Source organism: Paracoccus fontiphilus (assembly GCF_017356265.1).
Taxonomy (GTDB): Bacteria; Pseudomonadota; Alphaproteobacteria; order Rhodobacterales; family Rhodobacteraceae; genus Paracoccus; species Paracoccus fontiphilus.
Genome location: NZ_JAFNAW010000039.1, coordinates 1 through 24,210 on the forward strand (window position 1 = coordinate 1; position 24,210 = coordinate 24,210).

25 protein-coding genes and 2 pseudogenes are annotated in these 24,210 nt (G+C 66.6%); 18 read left to right on the forward strand and 9 right to left on the reverse strand.

What is annotated here, in order from left to right; translation table 11 throughout:
* The coding region (locus J0F76_RS13255; protein WP_207470148.1) for an integrase core domain-containing protein at positions 1–434 on the forward strand (434 nt) is incomplete at its 5' end.
* Positions 435–499: 65 nt separating this feature from the next.
* Here J0F76_RS13255 and J0F76_RS13260 read toward each other — a convergent pair.
* The 4 genes and pseudogenes from J0F76_RS13260 to J0F76_RS13275 form a co-directional block, all read right to left on the reverse strand.
* Positions 500–844 (reverse strand): annotated as a pseudogene (locus J0F76_RS13260) (IS110 family transposase); the annotation flags it as partial.
* Positions 845–907: 63 nt separating this feature from the next.
* Positions 908–1,300: a uracil-DNA glycosylase family protein gene (locus J0F76_RS13265; RefSeq protein ID WP_207470149.1), complete on the reverse strand. Its 393-nt coding sequence runs from the start codon at positions 1,298–1,300 to the stop codon at positions 908–910.
* A 44-nt stretch (positions 1,301–1,344) separates the two neighbouring features.
* Positions 1,345–1,881, reverse strand: coding sequence for a molybdopterin adenylyltransferase (gene mog, locus J0F76_RS13270; RefSeq protein WP_207470151.1), 537 nt, complete (start codon positions 1,879–1,881; stop codon positions 1,345–1,347).
* A gap of 159 nt (positions 1,882–2,040) precedes the next feature.
* Positions 2,041–3,267: an argininosuccinate synthase gene (locus tag J0F76_RS13275; RefSeq protein ID WP_207470153.1), complete on the reverse strand. Its 1,227-nt coding sequence runs from the start codon at positions 3,265–3,267 to the stop codon at positions 2,041–2,043.
* A gap of 105 nt (positions 3,268–3,372) precedes the next feature.
* Between J0F76_RS13275 and J0F76_RS13280 the strand changes: the two genes are divergently transcribed.
* Genes J0F76_RS13280 through J0F76_RS13290 form a run of 3 tightly spaced genes read left to right on the forward strand, consistent with a single transcriptional unit; the run spans position 3,373 to position 6,733 of the window.
* On the forward strand, positions 3,373–4,098 hold the full coding sequence (locus tag J0F76_RS13280; protein WP_207470156.1) for a hypothetical protein: 726 nt from the start codon (positions 3,373–3,375) through the stop codon (positions 4,096–4,098).
* A gap of 39 nt (positions 4,099–4,137) precedes the next feature.
* Positions 4,138–5,397 carry a threonine ammonia-lyase IlvA gene (gene ilvA / locus J0F76_RS13285; RefSeq protein ID WP_207470158.1) on the forward strand — a complete coding sequence of 420 codons (1,260 nt, stop codon included), beginning with the start codon at positions 4,138–4,140 and terminating at the stop codon, positions 5,395–5,397.
* A 46-nt stretch (positions 5,398–5,443) separates the two neighbouring features.
* The gene (locus tag J0F76_RS13290; RefSeq protein WP_242690199.1) at positions 5,444–6,733 is read left to right on the forward strand and encodes a PP2C family protein-serine/threonine phosphatase; all 1,290 of its coding nucleotides are present in this window, start codon (positions 5,444–5,446) and stop codon (positions 6,731–6,733) included.
* Here the strand turns inward: J0F76_RS13290 and J0F76_RS13295 are convergent.
* Positions 6,730–7,173 (reverse strand): NUDIX domain-containing protein, encoded by a 444-nt coding sequence (locus J0F76_RS13295; protein WP_207470160.1) that lies wholly within the window; start codon positions 7,171–7,173, stop codon positions 6,730–6,732. The genes J0F76_RS13290 and J0F76_RS13295 overlap by 4 nt on opposite strands.
* Before the next feature lie 144 nt (positions 7,174–7,317).
* Here J0F76_RS13295 and hslO point away from each other — a divergent pair, with 144 nt between their 5' ends.
* The 6 genes from hslO (at position 7,318) to J0F76_RS13325 (ending at position 13,701) form a co-directional block, all read left to right on the forward strand.
* The gene (gene hslO, locus J0F76_RS13300) at positions 7,318–8,334 is read left to right on the forward strand and encodes an Hsp33 family molecular chaperone HslO (RefSeq protein WP_207470162.1); all 1,017 of its coding nucleotides are present in this window, start codon (positions 7,318–7,320) and stop codon (positions 8,332–8,334) included.
* The gene (locus J0F76_RS13305) at positions 8,331–8,924 is read left to right on the forward strand and encodes an NUDIX hydrolase (protein WP_341351594.1); all 594 of its coding nucleotides are present in this window, start codon (positions 8,331–8,333) and stop codon (positions 8,922–8,924) included. Before hslO ends, J0F76_RS13305 begins: the two co-directional genes overlap by 4 nt.
* Positions 8,921–10,060, forward strand: coding sequence for a CCA tRNA nucleotidyltransferase (locus tag J0F76_RS13310; protein ID WP_341351595.1), 1,140 nt, complete (start codon positions 8,921–8,923; stop codon positions 10,058–10,060). Before J0F76_RS13305 ends, J0F76_RS13310 begins: the two co-directional genes overlap by 4 nt.
* The gene (locus J0F76_RS13315; protein ID WP_207470165.1) at positions 10,057–11,901 is read left to right on the forward strand and encodes an ABC transporter ATP-binding protein; all 1,845 of its coding nucleotides are present in this window, start codon (positions 10,057–10,059) and stop codon (positions 11,899–11,901) included. The genes J0F76_RS13310 and J0F76_RS13315 overlap by 4 nt, the downstream gene beginning before the upstream one ends.
* Positions 11,898–13,121, forward strand: a complete 1,224-nt coding sequence (locus J0F76_RS13320; protein WP_207470167.1) for a class I SAM-dependent RNA methyltransferase — start codon at positions 11,898–11,900, stop codon at positions 13,119–13,121. Before J0F76_RS13315 ends, J0F76_RS13320 begins: the two co-directional genes overlap by 4 nt.
* A gap of 64 nt (positions 13,122–13,185) precedes the next feature.
* Positions 13,186–13,701, forward strand: coding sequence for a L,D-transpeptidase family protein (locus J0F76_RS13325; RefSeq protein WP_207470168.1), 516 nt, complete (start codon positions 13,186–13,188; stop codon positions 13,699–13,701).
* Positions 13,702–13,749: 48 nt separating this feature from the next.
* Here the strand turns inward: J0F76_RS13325 and dalA are convergent, their stop codons facing one another.
* On the reverse strand, positions 13,750–14,247 hold the full coding sequence (gene dalA / locus J0F76_RS13330; RefSeq protein ID WP_341351596.1) for a divisome-associated lipoprotein DalA: 498 nt from the start codon (positions 14,245–14,247) through the stop codon (positions 13,750–13,752).
* A gap of 232 nt (positions 14,248–14,479) precedes the next feature.
* Between dalA and J0F76_RS13335 the strand changes: the two genes are divergently transcribed.
* Complete coding sequence (locus tag J0F76_RS13335) at positions 14,480–15,142, forward strand: L,D-transpeptidase (RefSeq protein WP_207470170.1); 663 nt, start codon at positions 14,480–14,482, stop codon at positions 15,140–15,142.
* 46 nt (positions 15,143–15,188) lie between these two features.
* Here J0F76_RS13335 and hemH read toward each other — a convergent pair whose 3' ends face one another.
* Positions 15,189–16,217, reverse strand: a complete 1,029-nt coding sequence (hemH, locus tag J0F76_RS13340) for a ferrochelatase (protein ID WP_207470171.1) — start codon at positions 16,215–16,217, stop codon at positions 15,189–15,191.
* Positions 16,214–17,056, reverse strand: coding sequence for a methyltransferase domain-containing protein (locus J0F76_RS13345; protein WP_207470172.1), 843 nt, complete (start codon positions 17,054–17,056; stop codon positions 16,214–16,216). The genes hemH and J0F76_RS13345 overlap by 4 nt, the downstream gene beginning before the upstream one ends.
* Before the next feature lie 31 nt (positions 17,057–17,087).
* On the opposite strand from J0F76_RS13345, the gene J0F76_RS13350 reads away from it, so the two are divergent.
* The 3 genes from J0F76_RS13350 (at position 17,088) to J0F76_RS13360 (ending at position 18,717) form a co-directional block, all read left to right on the forward strand.
* Complete coding sequence (locus J0F76_RS13350) at positions 17,088–17,825, forward strand: double zinc ribbon domain-containing protein (protein ID WP_207470173.1); 738 nt, start codon at positions 17,088–17,090, stop codon at positions 17,823–17,825.
* 31 nt (positions 17,826–17,856) lie between these two features.
* A complete protein-coding gene (grxC, locus tag J0F76_RS13355) occupies positions 17,857–18,129 on the forward strand; it encodes a glutaredoxin 3 (RefSeq protein ID WP_207470176.1) in 273 nt (90 codons plus the stop codon).
* 114 nt (positions 18,130–18,243) lie between these two features.
* Complete coding sequence (locus J0F76_RS13360; RefSeq protein WP_207470179.1) at positions 18,244–18,717, forward strand: MarR family winged helix-turn-helix transcriptional regulator; 474 nt, start codon at positions 18,244–18,246, stop codon at positions 18,715–18,717.
* On the opposite strand, the gene ubiG is transcribed toward J0F76_RS13360, so the two are convergent.
* Positions 18,714–19,457: a bifunctional 2-polyprenyl-6-hydroxyphenol methylase/3-demethylubiquinol 3-O-methyltransferase UbiG gene (ubiG, locus tag J0F76_RS13365; protein ID WP_207470181.1), complete on the reverse strand. Its 744-nt coding sequence runs from the start codon at positions 19,455–19,457 to the stop codon at positions 18,714–18,716. The two genes, J0F76_RS13360 and ubiG, sit on opposite strands and share 4 nt — an antisense overlap.
* Positions 19,458–19,505: 48 nt before the next feature.
* Here ubiG and pip point away from each other — a divergent pair, with 48 nt between their 5' ends.
* The 4 genes and pseudogenes from pip to ftsH all read left to right on the forward strand — a co-directional run bounded on the left by pip (position 19,506) and on the right by ftsH (position 24,203).
* Entirely contained in the window at positions 19,506–20,471 is a 966-nt protein-coding gene (gene pip, locus J0F76_RS13370) for a prolyl aminopeptidase (protein WP_207470183.1), read from the forward strand.
* 74 nt (positions 20,472–20,545) lie between these two features.
* A complete protein-coding gene (locus tag J0F76_RS13375; protein WP_207470185.1) occupies positions 20,546–21,475 on the forward strand; it encodes a glycosyltransferase family 61 protein in 930 nt (309 codons plus the stop codon).
* Positions 21,426–22,183, forward strand: a pseudogene (locus J0F76_RS13380) (IS5 family transposase). Before J0F76_RS13375 ends, J0F76_RS13380 begins: the two are co-directional and overlap by 50 nt.
* Positions 22,184–22,325: 142 nt before the next feature.
* A complete protein-coding gene (gene ftsH, locus J0F76_RS13385; protein WP_207470189.1) occupies positions 22,326–24,203 on the forward strand; it encodes an ATP-dependent zinc metalloprotease FtsH in 1,878 nt (625 codons plus the stop codon).
* Positions 24,204–24,210 lie beyond the last annotated feature (7 nt).

Genomic DNA, 24,210 nt, shown 5'->3' on the forward strand with positions numbered 1-24,210 from the left:
GCGCCACGCTCGACATCGCCCTCGCTGCATCAGGATGTGACAGCGTCACCGTGCTGCACAAGCCGCGGCTGCTCAGCGACAACGGCCCCTGCTACATCGCTGGCGACTTGGCCGAATACCTCGAAGAAAAAGGTATGGACCATGTCCGTGGCGCCCCTAATCATCCTCAGACGCAGGGCAAGATCGAACGCTGGCATCAGACCCTCAAGAACCGCATCCTTCTGGAAAACTATTACCTGCAGGGCGACCTCGAGGCGGCCATCGCGGCCTTTGTCGATCATTACAACAACCACCGCTATCACGAGAGCCTCGGCAATCTCACGCCCGCTGACGTCTACTTCGGACGCGGCCCGGCCATCCTGGCAGAAAGGGAGAAGATCAAGAAACTGACCATCCAGAGCCGGCGCTTGAACCATCTGCGCCAGGCAGCATAATCTCAACCTACAGAGCCAGAGCCCTCCAGAGCAAAATCAGGTCGCCTGTTCCAAATCATTCGACGACGGACACTCTTCACCGGAACAAAGCGCATGGTGGGTCGCATTGCCGCCTCGCAAATGGCCTCGGCGTCCGCCATGTCGTTCTTCTGGCGCTTCACGAAAGGCTTCACATAGGCAGGCGGGATCAGCCGCACATCATGGCCCAGCTTGCCAATTTCCCGGCCCCAGAAGTGCGCGCCGCCGCAGCCTTCCATTGCCACAACGCATGATGGCAGCTGCCTGAAAAACTCCAGCACATGAGTGCGCCGCAACTTCTTGCGCAGAACGGCCCGCCCTGCGCCGTCAACTCCATGCACCTGGAACACATTCTTCGCCAGATCGAGCCCGACCGTGATAATCTCCGACATGACCGCTCCCCTTGTGGATCGTTGCAGACCCACCTTGGCACATCAGATGCCGTCGGGGGGCGGTCACATCATCAACGCACCCAGACGCAGCATCCCTTCACGTCGCTCGGCAGGGCTTACATCCGTTGTCCCATTACACCAGGGAATGGCGTTCCAGATCAGGCTTGCGCGTCGGGGAACCTGCGCCAGTTCCATGAAGCGACATATTGCTTCCGCAGTCGGATCGTCGTTGTCGCGCGAGATGAACCCCGAGCCGCCATTTGCAGGGTCTGTCTTTGGTCCAGGCTTTTCCAGCAAGAACAGAATTTCCGCATCGACACCGCCATCCAGCGGATCGAAATCCGGCACATAGCCCCGGTCCTCGGCACGCAGGGAGTCCACATATTCCGCCAACTGCGCGACTTGTGGGGCGGCGCGCAACCTTTGACGCATTTCGACTGCGTCGGCGTTCCTCAAGGCGCGTGGCATTTAAGGCCAAGAATTGTCCGCTGTCATGCGTTTCACCCGTTCCCCGGCCGAAACGCCTTCACCTTCCCCGCATCCGTCTCGACCCGCGCCGCGCCGATCAGGTCTAGGCAATAGGGCACCGCCGCGAACACCGCGTTCAGGCAGGTCGCGATCGCCCCCGGCTTGCCCGGCAGCGTGATGATCAGCGTCGCATCCCGGATCACCGCCGTTTGCCGCGACAGGATCGCGGTCGGCACCTCGGCCAGGGAGGCGCGGCGCATTTCCTCGCCAAAGCCGGGGAGTTCCTTGTCGGCCACGTCCATCACCCCTTCGGGCGTCTGGTCGCGCGAGGCGGGGCCGGTGCCGCCGGTGACAAGGATCAGGTCCGCGCCGCCATCGACCAGTTCGCGCAGCTTCATGCCCACGCCCTCGCGTCCATCGGGAATGATGGCGCGGGTGATCTCCATGGGCGAGGTCACGACGTCGCGCAGCCAGGCCTCGGCGCCGGGGCCGCCTTTGTCCTCGTATTCGCCCCGGGAGGCGCGGTCGCTCACGGTGACGATGGCGATGCGGGCGGGGCGGTCGGTCATGGCGCGGGCCTTTCACAGGGACGCGCGCAGACTGGGCGGAAACGGGGCCAAAGGAAAGCCCTGTTCCAAGTCGAGCGGCAGGGGCAAGGCAAAAGCGTGACAGCGGGGGGTCCGGGGGGCCGGTCCCCCGGCCACCGCGGGACGCAGATGCGCCGGGTGCTACTTCGCCCGCGCGTTCCGGTTCGCGACCAGCTTCAGGCGCAGCGCGTTGAGCCGGATGAAGCCCGCCGCGTCCTTCTGGTCGTATGCGCCGGCGTCGTCCTCGAAGGTCACATGCGCCTCGCTGTAAAGCGACTGGTCCGACCAGCGGCCGATGCAGGTGGCAAGGCCCTTGTACAGCTTCAGCCGCACGGTGCCCGAGACATGCTCCTGCGACTTGTCGATCAGGGCTTGCAGCATCTCGCGTTCCGGGCTGAACCAGAAGCCGTTGTAGATCAGTTCCGCATAGCGCGGCATCAGGCTGTCCTTGAGGTGTCCGGACCCGCTGTCCAGCGTGATCTGCTCGATCCCGCGATGGGCTTCCAGCAGGATCGTGCCGCCCGGCGTCTCGTAGATGCCGCGCGACTTCATGCCGACGAAGCGGTTCTCCACGAAGTCCAGCCGCCCGATGCCGTGCTTGCCGCCCAGTTCGTTGAGCCGCGTCAGGATCGTGGCGGGCGACAGCGCCTGCCCGTCGATCGCCACCGCGTCGCCGCGTTCGAAGGTGACCTCGATGAATTCGGGCTGATCCGGCGCATCCTCGGGGTTGACGGTGCGCTGATACACATAGTCCGGCGCGGCCTCGGCCGGGTTTTCCAGCGCCTTGCCTTCGCTGGAGGTATGCAGCAGGTTCGCGTCCACGCTGAACGGCGCCTCGCCGCGCTTGTCCTTGGCGATGGGAATCTGGTTCTGTTCGGCGAACTCGATCAGCTTGGTGCGGCTGGTCAGATCCCACAGCCGCCAGGGCGCGATGACCTTGATCGACGGGTCCAGCGCATAGGCCGAGAGCTCGAACCGCACCTGGTCGTTGCCCTTGCCGGTCGCGCCATGGGCCACCGCATCCGCGCCATGCTGATGGGCCAGTTCCACCAGCCGCTTGGAAATCAACGGACGCGCGATGGAGGTGCCCAGCAGGTACAGACCCTCGTAGAGGGCATTGGCGCGGAACATGGGGAACACGAAGTCGCGCACGAACTCCTCGCGCAGGTCTTCGATGTGGATGTTTTCCGGCGCGATGCCCAGCAGCTCGGCCTTGGCGCGCGCGGGTTCCAGTTCCTCGCCCTGGCCCAGGTCGGCGGTGAAGGTGATCACCTCGCAGCCGTATTCGGTCTGCAGCCATTTCAGGATGATCGAGGTGTCCAGCCCGCCCGAATAGGCAAGGACGACTTTTTTCGGCGCGTCAGACATGCGGTTAACCCTTCGGCAAAGTTTCCGGGGCAATAAGGCAGAAGCGACGTTGTCACAAGGGCTGGGGGCAGGATAGCGTGCGCAGGCATTTGTTCAGGTGATTTCGTGATCGCGCTTCGACTTTTGCGGCATTCAATTTGGCAGATCCTGCGCCCTCCCAAGGCGATGATGTGGCTGGTTGCGGCCATTCCGATGGCGATGGCCCTCGGCGCAATGTTGTTCGTTGGCCAAAGACAAGGAGGGGTTCCGACTGCTGCGGTTATCCTGACCAGCATGGCGGCGCTTCCTGTTCTCGTGGCAATGGCGGGTCTGGGCTGGCACCGCCACATTCTGCCGGGCGAACCGCTGCGGCTGCAAAGGAACGGCATGGGGCGATGTTTCAGGGGAAGGATTTCTGGTCATGTGGGTTCCTTTCCTCCTGATCATACCGGCCACGATCCTGCTTTTCCTGACGTCGTCAGTCCTGCCCGACGAACCCGGCAGGACCAAGGATGCCGCCATGTCCGTCATCCTGTTCGGATTGAGCGTGTCGTCCGGCACGCTGATGGCCTACGTCTCGCCCATAATGCCGGAGGTGGCGCTGAACAGCGCCGCGCAGGACGCCACGCGGTGCGCGTCGATAGGGGGCGCGTCCGCACCGCATTGATCCTGGGCCTCATTTTCGCCTTGGCGCAGCGCGGCGGAATCCTGTTGATCGATCAATTGGCAGGCCCCCGCACGCCGCTTGCCCATGGCCTGAAATATGGCGGCTGCCTGCTGCCGGGCGCCCTGGGCTTTTCGCTTGCAACGACGCTATGGAGCAACTTTGCCGAAGGCCGAGCCCTGCGCTGACCCTTGCCAAACGCCCCCTTTCGCGTCATGCGCAGGCGCATGGAAAACGCCGCCCTCTCCTTCCCCGCCCTGGTCCGCAACGCCGAAGCCGCGATCCGCGACCTGTTCGAGCCGATGCCCCTGCAGCGCAACGACCATCTGTCGGCCAAGTTCGGGGCCGATATCTGGCTCAAGCGCGAGGATCTGACCCCCGTACGCTCCTACAAGCTGCGGGGCGCCTTCAACGCCATGCGCAAGCTTGTCGCGCCGGGGCAGGCGACGAATGCGCATTTCGTCTGCGCCAGCGCGGGCAACCATGCCCAGGGCGTGGCCTATGCCTGCCGCCATTTCGGCGCGAAGGGCACGATTTTCATGCCGGTGACGACCCCCAGGCAGAAGATCGACAAGACCAAGGTCTTCGGCGGCGACGCCATCGAGATCGTGCTGACCGGCGACTATTTCGACCAGACGCTGGCGGCCTCGCAGGCCTTCGCGGCGGAACGCGGCGCGCAGTTCCTGGCGCCCTTCGATTCGGCCGACGTGATCGAGGGTCAGGCGACCGTCGGGCTGGAGATGCTGGAGCAACTGGGCGAAGCGCCCGATCTGGTGGTGCTTCCGGTCGGCGGGGGCGGGCTGGCGGCGGGTGTGACCCGATACTTCGCGGAAGTCGCGCCCGACACGCAATTCGCCTTTGCCGAGCCCCTGGGCGGGGCCAGCCTTCAGGCGGCCCTGCAGCAGGGCGCGCCCGTCGCCCTGCCTGCGGTGGACAATTTCGTCGATGGCGCGGCGGTCGCCCGCATCGGCGCCCTGCCCTTCGAGGCGCTGCGCCGCTTCAGCCCCCAGGACGTGCATCTTGCCCCCGAGGACCGCATCTGCACCACCATGCTGGAGATGCTGAACCACGAGGGCGTGGTGCTGGAACCCGCGGGCGCACTGGCCATCGACGTCCTGGGCGACCTGGGCGACCTGTCGGGCAAGCGGGTGGTCTGCGTCTGCTCGGGCGGCAATTTCGACTTCGAGCGCCTGCCCGAGGTCAAGGAACGCGCGCAGCGCTTCGCGGGCGTGAAGAAGTACTTCGTCCTGCGCCTGCCGCAGCGCCCCGGCGCCCTGCGCGATTTCCTGGAACTGCTTGGCCCCGACGACGATGTGGCGCGCTTCGAATACCTGAAGAAGTCGGCCCGCAACTTCGGCTCGATCCTTCTGGGCATCGAGACCTCGGCGCCCGAGAACCTGACGACCCTGAAGGCGCGGCTGGATCAGGCCGGCTTCGTCTATCGCGACATCACCAACGACGACATCCTGGCCGAACTGCTGGTCTAATCTCGCGTTTACCGGGTCTTTACTGCCAGGGGGTTATGCCCTTGGCATGAAACGTGCGAATCGACAGACCTCCACCCCTTCGAAGCAGACGGCGACGCGCCTGATGCGCCGCGTCCTTGTCGTCAGCCACAACGCCGCGCAGCGCCGCATCTTCGCCATCCAGTTGCAGCGCGCCCATTACGAGGTGTTCGAGGCAGGCTCGGTCGAGGAAGCCTTGCAGTTGTGCCAGCGCTGCGAACCCGACATCGTGCTGTCCGACTGGATCATGCCGGGCCAGACCGGGCTGGACCTGTGCCGCGCCTTCCGCGCGAGCGAGCGCAGCAACTATGGCTATTTCGTCCTGCTGACCTCGGCCCGCGAGGCCGAGGACATCTCTCGCGGGCTGGAAGCCGGGGCCGACGACTTCCTGACCGAGCCTGTCACGCATGGGGAATTGCTGGCACGCCTGGCCGCGGGCGAACGCATCTTGCGGGTGGAGGAGGAGTTGCGGTCCAGCAACGCCCAGCTTCGCAAGGCGCTGGACCGGCTTCGCGAAACCCAGGCCGCCATCGACCGCGACCTGCGCGAGGCGCGAAAGCTGCAGCAGGGGCTGGTCAAGGAACGCTCGGGCCGGTTCGGGTCGATCCAGCTTTCGCTGCTGCTGCGCCCGGCGGGCCATATCGGCGGCGACCTGGTGGGCTTTTTCCCCATCAGCGAGGATCGGGTCGGCATCTATGCGCTGGACGTGTCGGGCCACGGCGTCACCGCCGCCCTGCTGACGGCGCAACTGTCGGTGCATCTGTCGGGGTCGGCCGACCAGAACGTGGCCCTTCGCGCCGCCCAGACCGGGACCGATGCGGTCAGCCCGGCGGCGCTTGCGCATTTCTTCAACAACATGATGCTGGAGGAGATGGCGACCGACACCTACTACACGATGATCTATGCCGAACTGAACCATGTCACGGGACGGCTGCGCATGGTGCAGGCCGGCCATCCCCATCCGGTGCTGCAACGCGCCGACGGCTCGGTCCGGCCGCTGGGCCGTGGCGGAATGCCGATCGGCGTCTTCGAGAAACCCGTCTTCGACGAGATCGAGCTGGTGATGGAACCGGGCGACCGGCTGCTGATCTGTTCCGACGGCATCACCGAGGCGACGAACCCGGCGGGCCGCATCCTGGGCGATGACGGGGTCGAGGCGATCCTGCGCACCAATGCCTTCCTGGGCGGCCACGTGTTTCTGGAATCCATGGCCTGGTCGGTGTCGGAATACTGCCGGGGCGAACGGCAGGACGACATGTCGGCGGTGCTGGTCGAATACCTGGCCCCGGCCGAGATGGTGCAGCTGACCGGGCGCTAGATCAGCGGCCGGAACCGCATCAGCATGGCCCGCGCCCCCGGATCGGCAAGCAGATCCAGGGCGGCCCGGGGGCTGGCCCAGCGGGCGCTGTGATGCGGCTCGGTCGGGTCGGACAGGCGCAGGATCGGGCGCGCGATCCAGACGTGGCACAGCTTTTCCGCAAACCAGCCGTAATCCGGCATGAAGGCGAAGCGGCGATAGGTGCCCAGCCAGCGGGCGCTGCCGATGGTCCAGCCGGTTTCCTCGAACACCTCGCGGTGCAGCGCGCGCAGGCCGCTTTCGCCCGGGTCGATGCCGCCGCCGGGCAACTGGAACTCGGGCTCGGGGGTAGCCTGATAGGTCAGCAGCAATCGACCGCCGCGCGCCAGCAGGGCATAGGCGCCCGGTCTCGGGTGATGGCGTCGGCCGGGCTGCGGGGGATTGCCGTAGCGGCGGATCATGGTGCCTCCGGTGGTTTGCGCCTGTCTAGCGCGGGCGGGGGCGTCGCGGAAGCCGCCCCCTTGGGATTGCCGGCAAAGCGCCTATATTGGGCGCGACCCGGCCCGCCCTGCGCGGGCCCGCACAGTATTTTCAGGAACCGCCGCATGAGCATGATCAACCAGATTGCGTGGGACGACACGGTATTGCCGTTCCAGTTGGACCGTTCGGACATCCGGGGACGCGTCGTCCGGCTGGACGGGGTGCTGGACCACATCCTGTCGCGCCACGACTATCCCGCCCCCGTCAGCGCCATGGTGGCGGAACTGGCGCTGCTGGTGGCGCTGATCGGCCCCACGGTCAAGCTGCGCTGGAAGCTGAGCCTGCAGGTCCGCGGCAACGGCGCGATCCGCACGCTGGCGGCGGACTACTACGCCCCCGAGCGCGACGGCGCGCCCGCCCGCATCCGCGCCTGGGCCAGCTTCGACGAAGGCCGCCTGGACGGCCGCCCGCCCTTCCAGCAGATCGGCGAGGGGTATTTCGCCCTGCTGATCGACCAGGGCGAGGGCACGCTGCCCTACCAGGGGATCACGCCGCTTGCGGGCGGGTCGTTGTCGGCCTGCGCGCAGACCTACTTTGCCCAGTCCGAGCAGTTGCCGACCCGCTTCCAGCTTGCCAGCGGCTATTCGCGGCTGTCGGGCGAAAGCGGCCATTGGCGCGCGGGCGGCATGATGCTGCAAACCCTGCCCGCGACCCCCATGCAGGGCGGCGAGGGCGGCAGCGGCGCGGGCGGGCTGATCGAGGCCGCCGACATCCTGCAGGGCGCCGAGTCCGAGGACTGGAACCGCGCCAACCTGCTGCTGGACACCGTCGAGACGCTGGAGCTGATCGGTCCCTCGGTGGGGCCGACCGACCTGCTGCTGCGCCTGTTCCACGAGGAAACGCCGCGCGTCTTCGACACGCAGCGGGTGGAATTCGGCTGCTCCTGCACGTCCGACCGGGTGCGCGACACCCTGTCGATCTATTCGGCCAAGGACATCGCCCACATGACCACGGAGGCGGGCATCGTCACCGCCGACTGCCAGTTCTGCGGCGCGCATTACGAGTTCGACCCCAACAGCCTGGGCTTCGAGGCGACGGTGGATGCCGACGGCCAGCCGCTGTCCGACAGGGCGGCCGAGTGATCCCCGACTGGTCCCCGGACCGTCTGCGCCGGGCCCTGACCGTCGCGGCAGGGCCAAGTTCGGATTACGACCTGAACCCCGACGTCGCCCCGCCCGCAGGCACCCTGCGGGCGGCGGGCGTCCTTGCAGCCTTTCACGAGGATGACGGGCGGCTGGTCCTGACCAAGCGCGCATCTGGCCTGCGCCACCATCCGGGCCAGATCGCCCTGCCCGGCGGCAAGGTCGATGCCGGCGACGCCGACGCGATCGCCGCCGCCCTGCGCGAGGCGCGCGAGGAGGTGGGCCTCGACCCCGCGCAGGTCGACCTGCTGGGCACGCTGCCTCCGCACCGCACCGTCACGGGCTTTGCCGTCACCCCGGTGATCGGCATCATCCGCGGGTCCTTCCAGCCCCGTCCCGAACCGGGCGAGGTCGACGAGGCCTTCACCCTGCCCTTCGCCCATGTCGCCGACCCGTCCCGTTATCGGGTCGAGCGCCGCCGCTGGCGCGAGGGCTGGCGCAGCTATCACGCCGCGCCCTTCGGCCCCTACTACCTGTGGGGCGCGACGGCCCGGGTGCTGCTGGGTCTGGCCAGAAGGATGGCGGCGTGACCCGGCTTCCCGCGTCCATCATGCAGGACCCCGGCCTGCAATCGGTCTTCGACGCCATCCGGGCGGGCGGGCATCGCGCCTGGCTGGTCGGCGGCGCGGTGCGCAACGCGCTTCTGGGCGAGCCGGTGGGCGACCTGGACCTGGCGACCGATGCACCGCCCGAGGCAGTCACGCAGCTGGCCCGCGCGGCAGGGCTGAAGCCGGTGCCGACGGGAATCGACCATGGCACGGTGACGGTCGTGGCCGGCGGGCGCGGCTTCGAGGTGACGACGCTGCGCCACGATGTCGAAACCGACGGACGCCGCGCCGTGGTGGCCTTTTCCGACGACCTGGACCAGGACGCGCGGCGGCGCGACTTCACGATGAACGCGCTTTACGCCGATCGGGACGGCACGGTGATCGACCCGGTGGGCGGTCTCGACGATCTGCACGCCCGGCGGCTGCGCTTTGTCGGCGATCCCGCACAGCGCATTGCCGAGGACTACCTGCGCATCCTGCGTTTTTTCCGCTTTCTCGCCTGGTATGGCCGCGACGCCGATCCGGCGGCGGTCGCCGCCTGCCGCGACGGGCGCGACGGGCTGGACCGCATCTCGCGAGAGCGCATCGGCCAGGAATTGCGAAAGCTGCTGATGGCCCCCGATCCGGCCCCCGCCGTCCGGCTCATGCGGGATACCGGCGTGCTGGACAAGGTGCTGCCCGATGCGACGCCAGGGCGGTTCGATGCGCTTCGATCCCCTGCCCCGTGGCTTGCCCGCCTGGCGGCCCTGTCCCAGGCCGACCTGACCGACGCCCTTCGCTTGTCGCGGCCCGATGCGCGCGGTCATCGCACCCTTGTCACCGCCCTGGCCGAGGACTGGTCCTTCAACCGCATCGCCTATCGCCTGACGGGGGACCTGGCCCAGGGCGCGGCGTTGCTGGTGCAGACCGGCGCCTCCGGGCCGCGCCCGGGCTGGACCGACGCGCAGGCCGCCGCCCGCCCCCTGCCGATCGCCGCGTCCGACCTGCAACCGTATCTTCAAGGCCCCGCCCTGGGGCGCGGGATGAAGGCGGCCGAGGAAGCCTGGATCGAATCGGGCTTTGCCATGCCCCCGCCTGCCCTGATCGACATCGCCCGTCTGGGCGGAGAGGCCCCATGACGTTTCACCACCACCTCGGCCGCCTGATCGACGCCTTCCGTCCGGCGGAGGGCCCGCCGCCCGCCACCCTGCTGGCCTTCTTCCGCTGGTGCCTGTCCGGTGCCTGGGGCGGGCTGGCGCTGGCGGCCGTCGCCTCGGCCCTGGGGGGTGTCGCCGACGTGGTGGGGGCGGTCCTGCTGGGCTGGGTCGTCGATGCCATCGCCACCGGCACGCCCGAAGCGCTGTGGAGCCGGAACGGGCTTCTGATCGCGGCCTTCGTGGGCTTCTTCCTGCTGCTGCGGCCGCTGATCTTCGGCTTCTCGACGGCGACCAGCAGCGTGATCATCGGGCCGAACGTGCTGCCGCTGGTGCTGTCGCGGATTCACCGCTGGACCATGGGCCATTCGGTCGCCTTCTTCGACAACGACTTCGCCGGGCGGCTGGCGCAGAAGCAGATGCAGACCGCCCGCGCCGTCACCGACGTGGCATCGGAAATGGTGAACGTGGTGGCCTTTGCGCTGGCCTCGGTCCTGGGGTCGGCGGCTTTCCTGGTGTCGGTCGATACCTGGGGCGCGGTCGCGCTGATCCTGTGGATGGGGGCCTATCTGGGGCTGATCCGGTTCTTCCTGCCGCGCATCCGGGCGAAATCCGGCGCCCGCGCGTCCGCCCGGGCGATGATCACGGGCCAGGTCGTCGATACCATCACCAACATCAAGACCGTCAAGCTGTTCGCCCATGCCGAACACGAGGACCGCGCCGCCTTGGGCGCCATGGCCGGTTTCCGCGAACGCGCGCTGGATTTCGGGGTGGTCAGCAGCACCTTCCGCATGTCGCTGATGGTGATCGCGGGCGTGCTGCCGGTGATCCTGGTCGGCGGGTCCATCATGCTGTGGCGGCAGGGACAGGCCACGCCGGGCGACGTGGCGGCGGCGGGGGCCATCGCCATGCGCCTGTCGCAGATGACCGGCTGGGTCAGCATGGCGCTGATGGGCATCTGGGGCAGCGTGGGCGAGGTCGAGGACGGCATGAAGACCCTGTCGCCCGCCCATGCCCTGACCGATGCGCCCGATGCCGTTCCGCTGGAGAATGTCGCGGGCCGGGTCGATTTCGACGGCGTCGGCTTCGCCTATGGCCGCGACGACGGCGGCCTGCGCGACCTGGACCTGCATATCCGCCCGGGCGAGAAGGTGGGCATCGTCGGCGCATCCGGCGCGGGCAAGTCCACGCTGGTCGCGCTGCTCTTGCGGCTTTACGACGTGGAAAAGGGCGCGATCCGGATCGACGGAAAGGACCTGCGCCATGTCACGCAGGAAAGCCTCCGCCGCCAGATCGGCATGGTCACGCAGGAAACCGCGATGTTCAACCGATCCGCCCGCGACAACATCCTGTATGGCCGTCCCGGCGCCTCCCAGGCCGAGGTGGAGGCTGCCGCCAGGGCGGCCGAGGCGCATGACTTCATCCTGACGCTTCAGGACCATCAGGGCCGCAAGGGTTATGACGCGCATCTGGGCGAACGGGGCGTCAAGCTCTCGGGCGGGCAGCGCCAGCGGATCGCCCTGGCCCGCGCCTTCCTGAAGGACGCCCCGATCCTGGTCCTGGACGAGGCGACAAGCGCGCTGGACAGCGAGGTCGAGGCGCAGGTCCAGGACGCCTTGGTGCGCGCCATGAAGGGCAAGACGGTGCTGGCCATCGCGCACCGCCTGTCCACCATCGCAGAACTGGACCGGATCATCGTCCTGGACGCGGGCCGCATCGTGGAACAGGGCAGCCACGACCAGCTTCTGGCGCGCGGCGGGCTTTACGCCCGCTACTGGAATCGGCAATCGGGCGGCTTCCTGGGAACCGAGGAGGCGGCCGAATGACCCTGTGGCGCGTCGAACGCCTGGGCCGGCGCGGCGATGGCGTGGCGGTCAGCGACAGGGGCCGCGCCCTGGCCCCCCTGACCCTGCCCGGCGAGGAGATCGAGGGCGAGCCCCAGGCCGGCCGCATCGCCGCCCCCCGGATCGTCACGCCTTCGGCGGACCGGGTGCGGCCCGTTTGCGCGCATTACCGCGCCTGCGGGGGCTGTTCGCTGATGCACGCCTCTGACGGCTTCACGACTGCCTGGAAGCGGCAGGTGGTCGAGGCAGCCCTGGCGGCCCGTGGCCTGCCCGCGCCGGTCACGGGGGTGCATGTCTCGCCCCCGCTGTCGCGGCGGCGGGCGGTCCTGTCGGGCAGGCGGACCAAAAAGGGCGCCCTGGTGGGTTTTCACGCCCGCGCCTCGGACGTGATCGTGGATCTGGCCGAATGCCATGTCATGCGGCCCGAGATCACCGCCGCCCTGCCCCTGCTGCGGCGGATCACCGTGGCGGGCGCCTCGCGCGGCGGGGAACTGACGCTGACCGTGATCCACGGTCCCGCCGGCCTGGATGTGACCGTCACCGGCGGCAAGCCGATGGAACCCGCGCTGTTCCAGACCCTTGCGGCCCTGGCCGGGGAAGGCGATCTGGCGCGGCTCACCTGGGACGGGCAGTCGATCACCCGCCGGTCCCCTGCGCTGCCCATGGGCCGCGCGCGGGTCGTGCCCCCGCCCGGCGGCTTTCTGCAGGCGACGCTGGACGGCGAGGCCGCGCTGGTGGACGCCGTTCGCGACTTCACCCGCGGCGCCTCGCGCATCGTGGATCTGTTTTCCGGCTGCGGGACGTTTTCGCTGCCGCTTGCCGAGGGCGCGGCCGTGATGGCCGTCGAGGGCTTGGCCGCGCCGCTGGCCGCGCTTGATGCTGGATGGCGGGGGGCGCCCGGCCTGAACCAGGTCAGGACGCAGATTCGCGATCTGGCCCGGCGCCCCCTGCTGGCGGACGAACTGGCCGGTTTTGACGCAATCGTGATCGACCCGCCGCGCGCAGGGGCCGAGGCGCAGGCACGGGAAATCGCCGCCTCGCGCGTGGGCAGGGTTGCCTTCGTCGCCTGCGACCCGGTGAATTTCTCAAGGGATGCGCAGATTCTTGCTGATGGGGGTTTCGTGCTGTCGCGGTTGTCCGTGGTTGACCAGTTCCGGTGGTCGCCCCATGTCGAAATCGTCGCGGGATTCGTCAGAAGCTAGTCAAATCCCATGGTTTTATGGTACTTGAAGCACCATAAAAAATTCAGAAACGTCAGAGGCAGTGATGATAAAGGCAACCCGTCGCACCGTCACGTTATCGATGCTCGCCTTGCTGGCAGCATGTGGCAAACCCCCAAGCAAGTTCAAGGCCTATAACGGGCCCGCCGTGACGCAGGTGGTCGTGAACAAGAGCGACCGCAAGATGTATCTTCTGCACGGCACCACCGTGCTGAAATCCTATGAGGTGGGCCTGGGCAACGTGCCCGTCGGCCACAAGCAGTTCGAGGGCGACGGCAAGACGCCCGAGGGCGTCTACTTCATCGACCGCTTCAATCCGCGCAGCCGGTATCACCTGTCGGTCGGGGTATCCTATCCGAACCAGCAGGATGCCGCCCTTGCCACCGCGCTGGGCCGGCACGCGGGCGGGGACATCTTCATCCACGGCCGCGGCCCCGAGGGGAACCGCTTTGCCCAGAAGAACCGCGACTGGACCGCGGGCTGCATCGCCGTGAAGGACGAGGAGATCGAGGAAGTCTACGCGATGCTGCGCCCCGGCGTGCCGATCGTCATCAATCCCTGATCCCGGACGAACAAGGCCCCGGATGTCCGGGGCCTTTGTGCATGGCGCCTAGCTGCCCGTCAGCAGCGTCCACCAGACCTTGCCCGAAGATTCCTGATACCACGCGAAGCCCAGGTTCGTGGCGGACGGGTCCATGATGACGTCGCGGGTGTCGCGCGTGGCCATCCAGGCCGTCAGCGTCTGGATGTCGTTCTCGTAGGTTTCCGAGATGTTCTCGCCCACGATGGTGCCGAAATAGCCGGCGCGGCGGGCGCGATCCAGCGGCGACGAGCCGTCCGAGCCCCAGTGCCAGGCGCGGTTCTGGGCCGACATGTCGCGCGAATGGGCCAGGGCCGCGGCCGACAGTTGCGGGTTCAGCGTCAGCGGAGGGGCGGCGATGTTTCCGCGCAACGTGTTGATTTGCTGCAACACGCGCACCGGAATCTGCTGCGCCTCGGCCTCGTTGATCTGGTGGGCGACGGGCATCGCCTGCCCGTCGGGCGCCACAGGCGGCAGGCTGCGGGGCATGCACGCGGCAAGCGCCATCAGCGACGTCAGAGCGATCACCTTGTAATACGGCATGTTTTCGCCATCCCTCGTTCTTGTTGCGCGCAGATCTAGCGAAAGCGGCGGAAACGATCAAACGCAAGAATCCGTGAGGGCGGCGGTTTGTGGCAACTTGGCCGCTGACACCGCTTTGATTTGCCGGAATCACCGGTCGGGATTATACGCGATCCCTGCCGTACAAGGCGAAGTGGCCAAGGCCGTCTAGCAAGAACGGCTACCCATCGAAGGACACATGATGATGAGCAGGTCATCCGACATCAACCGCCGTGCCTTTCTGGGCTCGGCCGCCGCGCTTGGCGCGGCAGGGCTGGCGATGCCGTCGCTGGCGCAGCAGATCGACCCTTATACCGGCCAGGTCCTCCAGGGCGCGGCGGTGCCGGGCCAGGCCCCCGACGTCGGCACCTATACGGTCGATCCCAATGCCGACGCGCGCCGCAACCAGTCCTCGTTCCACACCCGGCATTGGAGCGACTATTATTCGGAACTGGGCAAGGGCGTGATCCTGGCGGACATCACCTCGCGCGCCATCCACTTCTGGTCGGGCGACGGAAGCACGCAACTGGTCTTCCCCTGCTCGATCCCCATCAGCGAGGAACTGACCAAGCGAGGCCAGACCGAGATCGTGCGCAAGGCCGAAAAGCCGGTCTGGACGCCCACCCCCAGCATGAGGGAAAAGGACCCGAACCTTCCCCAGCAGGTCGCGGGCGGCGCGCCCGAGAACCCCCTGGGCATGTATGCGCTGTATCTGGGCTGGCCCGCCTACCTGATCCACGGCACCCACGACACCCGCAAGATCGGCCGCAAGTCGTCCAGCGGCTGCTATGGCCTTTACAACGAGCATATCACCCGGCTCTACGCCGTGGCCGAGGTCGGAACGCAGGTCACGGTGTTCTGACCGCCTTGCCGCGCAGAAGGGGCCGTCCTGCGGCCCCTTTTCCGTTTCAGACCCAGCCCGCGATGTTGTCGCGCACCACCGCCAGCATCACCTCGACATGGGCGGGATCGTCGTTCAGGCAGGGGATGTAGGTGAACCCCTTGCCCCCCGCGTGTTCGAAGCTTTCGCGGATCTCGCCGTTGATCTCCTCCAGCGTCTCGATGCAGTCGGCGGCAAAGGCGGGCGAGATCACGGCGATGTCGGTGATGCCGCGCCTGGCCAGTTCGGCCACGTGCTCGACCGTGTAGGGGCGCAGCCATTCCTCGGTCCCGAAGACGGACTGGAAGGTGGTGTCGATGACACCGTCGGGCCAGCCCAATGCCTCCTTCAGCAGGCGCGAGGTCTTCTGGCACTGGCAATGATAGGGATCGCCTTCCAGCAGATAGCGCTTCGGCATCCCGTGATAGCTGGCCACCAGCTTGGCGGGCACGGTGTCGCCAAGCGCGCGGCGCACCGACGCCGCCAGCGCGCCGATATAGTCGGGCCGGTCGAAGTAAGGTTCGCAGGTGCGCACGGCGGGCTGCCATTTCTGCACCATCAGCGCGCGGAACAGCTGGTCGTTCGCCGTGGCCGAGGTCGCGCCCGCGTATTGCGGATAAAGCGGCAGGAACACGATGCGCTGGCAGCCCGCCTTGACCATGCGCTCCAGCACGTCCTGCGTGGACGGGTTGCCATAGCGCATGCAGAAATCGACCATCACCGCATCGCCCCATTCGGCGGTGGCGCGGGCGCGCAGCGCCTCGGCCTGGGACCGGGTGATGGTCATCAGCGGGCTTTCGTTCTTGTCCTCGTTCCAGATCAGCTTGTAGTTCTTGCCCGAGGTGAACGGCCGCTTGGTCAGGATGATGCCCTGCAGCAGCGGCTGCCATTTCCAGGCCGGATAGTCGATGACACGCTTGTCCGACAGGAATTCGTTCAGATATCGGCGCATCGACCAGTAGTCATAGCCGTCAGGCGTGCCCAGGTTGGCGATCAGGATTCCGGTCTTCTTCGGCGGGATCGAGGGGTGGTCGGCAGGCGCGTGGGCTGGCTTCATGATGTCTTCTTGGTCCTGAGTTCTTTCAGCGCGTCTTCAAGTCGGGTGGTGGCCGATCCGGGGCGTAGCGGCTTCTGCTGCGTGTCCGACGGGGACCAACCCGTCAGGAAGACCAGATCGAAGGTCGCGGCGACACGGGACGGATCGTCGCGGTCGGGGTGGTGTTCGGCCATGATGGCGGCGGCACGCGCAAGGACGTCGCGGCGCGTCGGCCGGCGCAGGCGGGCGGCCATGGCGTTCCCCTCGCCCATGGCGCGCAGGTCATGGGCCAGGTGGATCAGGTCGCGATAGCTGGCGCGCTGCGACACCACGTCCGCCACCGGCAGGGCCAGCCCGGCGCGGCCCAGAAGCTGGCCCATGTCGCGGATCTCGCCCATGGGCAGGACGCGGGGGGACAGGCCGCCCGTCACCTCAGCCTCGGCCTGGGCCAGGGCGGATCGCAACTCGTGCAGGGTCTGGCCGCCGAAACAGGCGGCGATGAACAGGCCGTCCTCTCGCAGGGCGCGGGCGCATTGCACGATCTGGCCCACCGGGTCATCGGCCCAGTGCAGGGCCATGGCGTGGATCACCAGGTCATGGGCGCCGGGCTGCAGGTCCAGGACCGGATCGTCCGGGAGGATGCGGGCATCGGGAAAGGCATCCGTCCAAACCGCCGGAAAACCCGTCACCACGGCGGGGGCGGTAAACCTTCTGTTAATCTCGGACAGCCTATCCTGGATCTCGTCGGCGGCGATCCGGTGCAGCACATCGACGAAGCCGAGGCGATTCGCCCGGTCGCGCTGGCGCAGCAGCGCGGAACGGTCGGTCAGGGCGGGGCGGTCTGGCGCGGGCATGGTCATGGGGGTGGAACATAGGGTGCTTCAGGGGGCGATGAAAGGCGCGTTGCGCCTGCTTTATCCGCCGCAATGCGTGGCCTGCGGCGCGCCCGTGGCGGGCGGCGGCGACGAACCGGGCCAGCTCTGCGCGACCTGCTTTTCCGACGCGCGCTTCATCACCGGCGCGGCCTGCGCCCGCTGCGGGGTGCCGCTGCCCCATGACGGCACGGGCCTGGACGACCCGGACCTGAGCTGCGACGACTGTCTGGCGATCGCCCGCCCCTGGCAGTGGGGCCGGGCGGCGCTGGTTTATGCCGGCACCGCACGGCGGCTGGTGCTGGCGCTGAAGCATGGCGACAGGCCGGATCTTGCCCCCGCGCTGGCGGCATGGCTGGCGCGCGCCGCCGCGCCGCTGGTGCTGCCCGACACGGTCGTGGCGCCGGTCCCGCTGCACCTGCGGCGCCTGCTCAGGCGGCGCTACAACCAGGCGGCGCTGATCTCGGGTCGCGTGGCGCGGGCGCATGGGCTGGCGCATCGGTCCGACCTGCTGCTGCGCCGCCGCCATACGCCGGGCCAGGATCACGGCGGCGTCGGCGACCGCTTCGCCAATGTCGCCGGGGCGATTGCCGTGAACCCCCGCCGCCTGGCGGAGCTGCAGGGACGGCCGGTGCTGCTGGTCGATGACGTCATGGCTTCGGGCGCGACGGCGGCGGCGGCCGCGGACGCGTTGCTGGCGGCCGGATCGGGCCCTGTTTCGGTCGCGGTTCTGGCAAGGGCGGTCAAGGATGACTAGGTAAGGGGAAGTCGACAAGGAACGTGACCCCATGACCCAGCCCAAGATCACCATCTACACCACCCGCACCTGCCCGTTCTGCATCCGCGCCAAGGGCCTCCTGCGCGAGAAGAACGCCCGCTATGACGAAATCGACGTGGACGGCGATCCCTCGGTGCGGGCGCAGATGACCCAGCGCGCCCATGGCCGCCGCACCGTGCCGCAAATCTTCATCGGCGACCGCCATGTCGGCGGCTGCGACGACCTGTTCGACCTGGAACGCCAGGGCAAGCTCGACGCGCTGCTGGCGGACAGCGCGGCCTGAGGCGGCATTCCCGACGCAGGGTCCGGCCATTGTCGGGCTTGACCAAGGGGCATCGGGCGGGGCACGGTTGCGGCTTCGCCTTGCCCGCGACCTCTCCCTGTTGCCCGTGGACCCATGCCCCTATCTGCGACCGAAACCGACCGTCCCCAGGCCAATGACCGGCTTGCCGCGAGCCTCTTTGCCGAGGTGCTGATCGCAGAACAGCTGTCTCGCAACCTCATCAGCAAGGCGCTGCCGCGCGGGATGCAGATTTCGCACTTCTCGGTGCTGAACCTGCTGGCCCATGTGAACGAGGAACGCACCCCCGCCCAACTGGCCCAGGCGTTCCACGTCACGCGCGGGGCGATGACCAACACCCTGTCGCGGCTGGAATGGGCGGGCCATGTCCACATCCGCCCCGACTGGGACGACGCGCGCCGCAAGTTCGTGTCGATCAGCCCCGCCGGGCGGGCTGCCCGCGATGCCGCCATCGCGGCCTTCATGCCCCTGATCGCCGAGGTCGTGCGCGACATCGGCGCCGACAAGGTCCGCACCGCCCTGCCCGTGCTGCGCGAATTGCGCATCCGGCTGGAAGGCGACGACGGCTAGGCCCGCTGTGCCGTCAGGATGTAGTTCACCGACAGGTCGCGATCCGACAGGCGCCAGCCGAAGGTCAGGGGATTGAAGACCATGCCCCGCCGGTCGGCCACGGCCAGCCCGGCGCTTGCGGCCATGGCGGCCAGTTCGTCGGGCGTGATGAAGCGGTTCCAGTCGTGGGTGCCCCTGGGCAGCCAGCGCATGATCCATTCCGCCCCGACGATCGCCGCGCCGAAGCTTTTCGCCGTGCGGTTCAACGTGGACAGGATCACCAGCCCGCCCGGCCGCACCAGATCGTGGCACAGGGCGACAAAGGCTGCGGGATCGGCCACATGCTCGACGATCTCCAGCGCCAGGACCACGTCAAAGCGTTCGCCCGCCTCGGCCAGGGCCTCGGCCGTCGTGGCGCGATAGTCGATGGCCAGCCCCTGCTGGTCGGCATGGACGCGGGCCACCGCGATATTGCCCTCGGCCGCGTCGGCACCCACCGCCGTGGCACCCAGGCGGGCCATCGGTTCTGTGACCAGCCCGCCGCCGCAGCCGATGTCCAGGACCCGCAGCCCCCGGAAGGGGTGCAGGTCGCGCCGGTCGCGCCCGAACTCGGCCGCGATCTGGCCGGCGATATAGTCCAGCCGCAGCGGGTTCATCAGGTGCAGCGGGCGGAACTTGCCCTTCGGGTCCCACCACTCGGCGGCCATCGCCTCGAACTTGGCGATCTCGGCAGGGTCGATGCTGGTCGTGGGGCTGGTCATGGTCTGGTCCTTCTGGCGGGCGCTTCCGTCTGGGCTTATACTGGCAGGATGGACCGATTGGCAGGACAAAACGCCGCATCGCACGGCCGGCTTCACCAGGGCGCCGAAGCCTTCGCCCGCCACGTTCTGGATGTCGGCGACGGGCATCAGATCTATGTCGAGGAAAGCGGCAATCCCCAGGGACGGCCGGTCGTGGTGCTGCATGGCGGCCCCGGCGGCGGTTGCAGCCCCTTCATGCGCCGCTTCTTCGATCCCGCGCATTATCGGGCGATCCTGTTCGACCAGCGGGGCTGCGGCCGCTCTCGTCCGCAGGCATCCGTCCACGCCAACACAACGCCCCACCTGATCGCGGATATCGAGGCGATCCGTCGGACGCTCGGCCTCGAATCGATGCTGCTGTTCGGCGGCAGCTGGGGGGCGACGCTGGCGCTGGCCTATGCGCAGGCCCATCCCGACAACGTCAGCGGGCTGGTCCTGCGCGGGGTCTTCCTGGGGATGCAGGCCGAGCTTGACTGGTTCTACGGCGGCGGCGCGGGCCGGTTCTTCCCCGACCTGTGGCAGCAGTTCTGCGAACCGATCCCCGAGGCCGAGCGCGGCGACATGATCGCCGCCTATCACAAGCGCCTGTTTTCCAGCGACGTGGGGCGGCAGGGGCGTTATGCCCAGCCTTGGCTGATGTGGGAAAACGCGCTTGCCGGGCTGCAATCGGCGGCGGTCAGCCACGCGCCCGCCGACTATGCCCGCGCCTTCGCCCGGCTGGAGAATCACTATTTCATGCATCGCTGCTTCCTGGACGAGGGCCAGCTTCTGCGCGACCGCCCCCGGATCGAGCATCTGCCCGCCGTGATCGTCCAGGGCCGCTACGACATGGTCTGCCCGCCCCTTTCTGCCTGGCGGCTGGCGGATGGCTGGCCGGGCTGCGATCTGCGGCTTGTCCCGGCCTCGGGGCACGCCTTGTCCGAACCGCGCATCTCGGCGGAACTGGTCAAGGTGATGGACGCATGGCGCGACTGACGAGACCTCTATTCAAGGATTGTTCAAGAGGATAAGTGCAACCACATAAGCGCAGCGAACCGTTGTAGGCATAATTGTCGTATCTTTTCAGAACCGTATTTCGATACAAGACGGCGCGATTTCAAAAAGCGCTGCTTGGACGTGCTATCTTTGCAGAACTGCCGATGCCAGAGCTTGAGGCTCGACCCATCGAACTGCCCTGTCGCCCCGGTCTTTACGAGCCTGATCAATTGAACCGCGTGCGAAGCTGCAATCGTGGTCATAGTTTGGCCTCGATGATGGAGGTCTGGACGCAAACCCGATGGATCGAAAGGCCGCTGGAGATTTATCGCCTTGGATCGGCAAGCATCGTCGAGGGTGTCATTGCCACAAAGTATGCATTGCATTGGATGGCCTTGCAGAAGCCCCGGCTAGCGGATGCAGTGATGCAGGCTCCCGTGTCGGATGAAACTGTTATCACCAATTCCATGCAAGGTTTGGAATTCTTCGGTCATTGGCTTGGCGACGACTGTGCAGCTTACGAGGCTTTTCGCGACCATCCAGATCTTAAATCCATGTGCATGCCGGCATGGAACGATCTTCCCTTCTTCCAGCAGGCCTTTAACCAGCAATGGAATCAAAACGCGCTGATCCAGTCGAAAAACTTGATCCTGCTCCGTGCGCTCGGATTTGATAGACGCAAAGCCGAGCGATATCGTATTCTTAGATCAAGACTCCGGGCGGCATACCGCGATGCAGTCGAAACTGGCAAGGTGGTCTTCATTCGCCGAGGCGCCAGCGCCAAGCCCCGAGCGACGATAGCAAATGAGGCGGAACTGCTGAGGCACTTGGAAGACCGAGGTATAACGATCGTTACACCTGAAGGAAATACAGGCACCTTTACTATGGTCCGTGGACATTCGTGGTTTCCCCACCGGCTGATTTCTGATTCAAACTCCCCAAAGGGAGGTCTGAATGGACGAGCAGCGGTTTGTGGTGACGGATGGTGTCTGGGCGCGCCTTGAACCCCATCTTTCCGGCAAGAAGAGCGACAGCGGGGTGACGGCCAAGGACAATCGCCTGTTCCTGGAGGCCGTTCTCTGGCGGGTGCGAACCGGTCTGCCCTGGCGTGATCTGCCATCGCAGTTCGGAAACTGGAACAGCGTGTTCCGCCGGTTTCGCAGATGGGCCAAGGGGGGTGTTTTCGAGCGCCTCTTCAGAGAGATCCGCGGCGAGCCCGATTTCGAATACGCATTGATCGACGGCACCATTGTCCAGGCTCACCAGAAGGCGAGTGGCGCAAAAGGGGGACTCAGGCTCAGGCCATCGGGCGCTCGCGCGGCGGACTGACCACGAAGATCGTGGCCTTGGTTGATGGCCTCGGCAACCTGTTCGACTTTCATCTCCTGCCGGGCCAGGCTCACGACCTGAAAGGCGTTGCACCGCTGATCGAGGATGTCGCCTTTGACGCCCTTCTGGCGGACAAGGCATTCGATGCCGAGTGGCTGCTTGCCGAACTGGACGTGCGGGGTGCGAGCGCAGTCATCCCCCCAAAGGCGAACCGCACAATCAAGCGCCACTACGATAAACACGCCTACAAGTGGCGGCACTTAGTCGAAAACTTCTTCGCGAAAATAAAGGAGTTCCGGGCCATAGCCACGCGCTACGAAAAGACTGCATGTAGCTACGCGGCCAATTGGCATCTCACCGCGACCATCATCGCCTCAAGGTGAATGTCCACGGGCCATAGATCCCCGACGAGCGGCGTTGAAGGAAGACAACTTAAAGGACCTATCAGTCGATGAGAGGCGCGTTCTTCTCGCACTTCTCGAACGCATAGGTGCGCGGCTTTCACGCTAGAGAGGGCGAATCGGTATGGAGAGGAAGACCGAATACAACATCTGGTACTGGGTGGTGGCTTTCATAGCCGTGCTTTTCATCCAGAGCCTGATCGCTGGCTGGCAATCCGTCGCTCCCATTAGCTACAGCCAGTTCGAGAAGTATCTCGCTGACGGGAAAATTTCTTCTGTCGCGGTCGGGTCAGACACTATCACAGGCACCTTCGCCGAACCCGTCGACGGCAAGAGCCAGTTCGTGACGACCGTAGTGAATCCCGCGATCCTGCAGCGGATCGACCGCTCCGGCGTCGAGATCACTGGCGTTCCGCAAAACACTTTTCTCGGCACGCTGATTTCTTGGGTGGCGCCAGCGCTTGTCTTCTTCGGAATCTGGATGCTGCTGTTCCGCAAGTTCGCCGACAAGCAGGGTTTTGGCGGGTTCATGCAGGTCGGCCGCAGCAAGGCCAAAGTTTACATGGAAAAGGAAACCGGCGTCAGTTTCGCTGACGTGGCCGGCGTGGACGAGGCCAAGGCCGAGTTGGAGGAGGTCGTGGAGTTCCTCAAGAACCCGGCCGAATACGGAAAGCTGGGCGCACATATCCCCAAAGGCATATTGCTCATCGGGCCGCCGGGCACCGGCAAGACGCTTCTGGCGCGCGCGGTGGCAGGCGAGGCCGGCGTGACCTTCTTTTCGATCTCGGGCTCCGAGTTCGTCGAGATGTTCGTGGGCGTCGGTGCCGCACGGGTGCGCGACCTGTTCGAGCAGGCCCGGAAATCCGCCCCGGCGATCATCTTCATCGACGAACTCGACGCTCTTGGGAGGGCGCGCTCCTCCGGCCAGATCGCCGGTGGCCATGATGAGCGTGAGCAGACGCTGAACCAGCTTCTGACCGAGCTCGACGGCTTCGATCCTTCGGTCGGCATCGTGCTCCTGGCCGCGACGAACCGGCCCGAGATCCTCGATCCGGCGCTCCTGCGGGCGGGCCGCTTCGACCGGCAGGTGCTGGTGGACCGGCCCGACAAGAAGGGGCGCATCCAGATCCTCGGCGTGCACATGAAGAAGGTGAAGCTCGCCCCCGATGTGGATGCTGAAAAGGTCGCGGCGCTGACCCCGGGCTTCTCCGGGGCCGATCTCGCCAATCTGGTGAACGAAGCCGCCTTGCTCGCCACACGGCGGAAGGCCGAGGCGGTGACGATGGACGATTTCAACAATGCCGTCGAGCGCATCGTCGCCGGTCTCGAGAAAAAGAACCGCGTGCTCAATCCGCGCGAACGCGAGATCGTGGCGCACCACGAGATGGGGCACGCGCTGGTGGCGATGGCTCTGCCGGGGGTAGACCCGGTGCACAAGGTCTCGATCATACCGCGCGGGATTGGCGCGCTCGGCTACACCATCCAGCGCCCGACCGAGGACCGCTTCCTGATGACGCGGGAGGAACTCGAGAACAAGATCGCAGTCCTGCTTGGCGGGCGCGCGGCAGAGAAGATCATCTACGATCATGTCTCGACTGGGGCGGCGGACGATCTGGTCAAGGCGACCGACATCGCCCGCGCCATGGTCGCGCGGTATGGGATGGACGAAGACCTCGGGCATGTCAGCTACGACACCGATCGGCCCGGCTTTCTCGGCACCGGCGACCAGTCGTCTTGGCTGAACCGCCGCTACAGCGACGCCACTGCTGAGCGGATGGACGCGAAGGTGCGCGACATCGTGGATGGCGTGTTCAAGCGCACCCTCACCCTTCTTGAAAGCAATCGGGATCTTCTTGAGCAATCGGCGCAGGATCTCCTGCAACGAGAGACACTGGACGAGCCCGATCTGGTGGCAATTGGGTCCAAGGTGAAAAGAACGGAAGCGGTCGCTGCGTGCACTGTCACTGGCGCAGATGATCGGCGAACAACCCTGACTGGATAATGAAAAC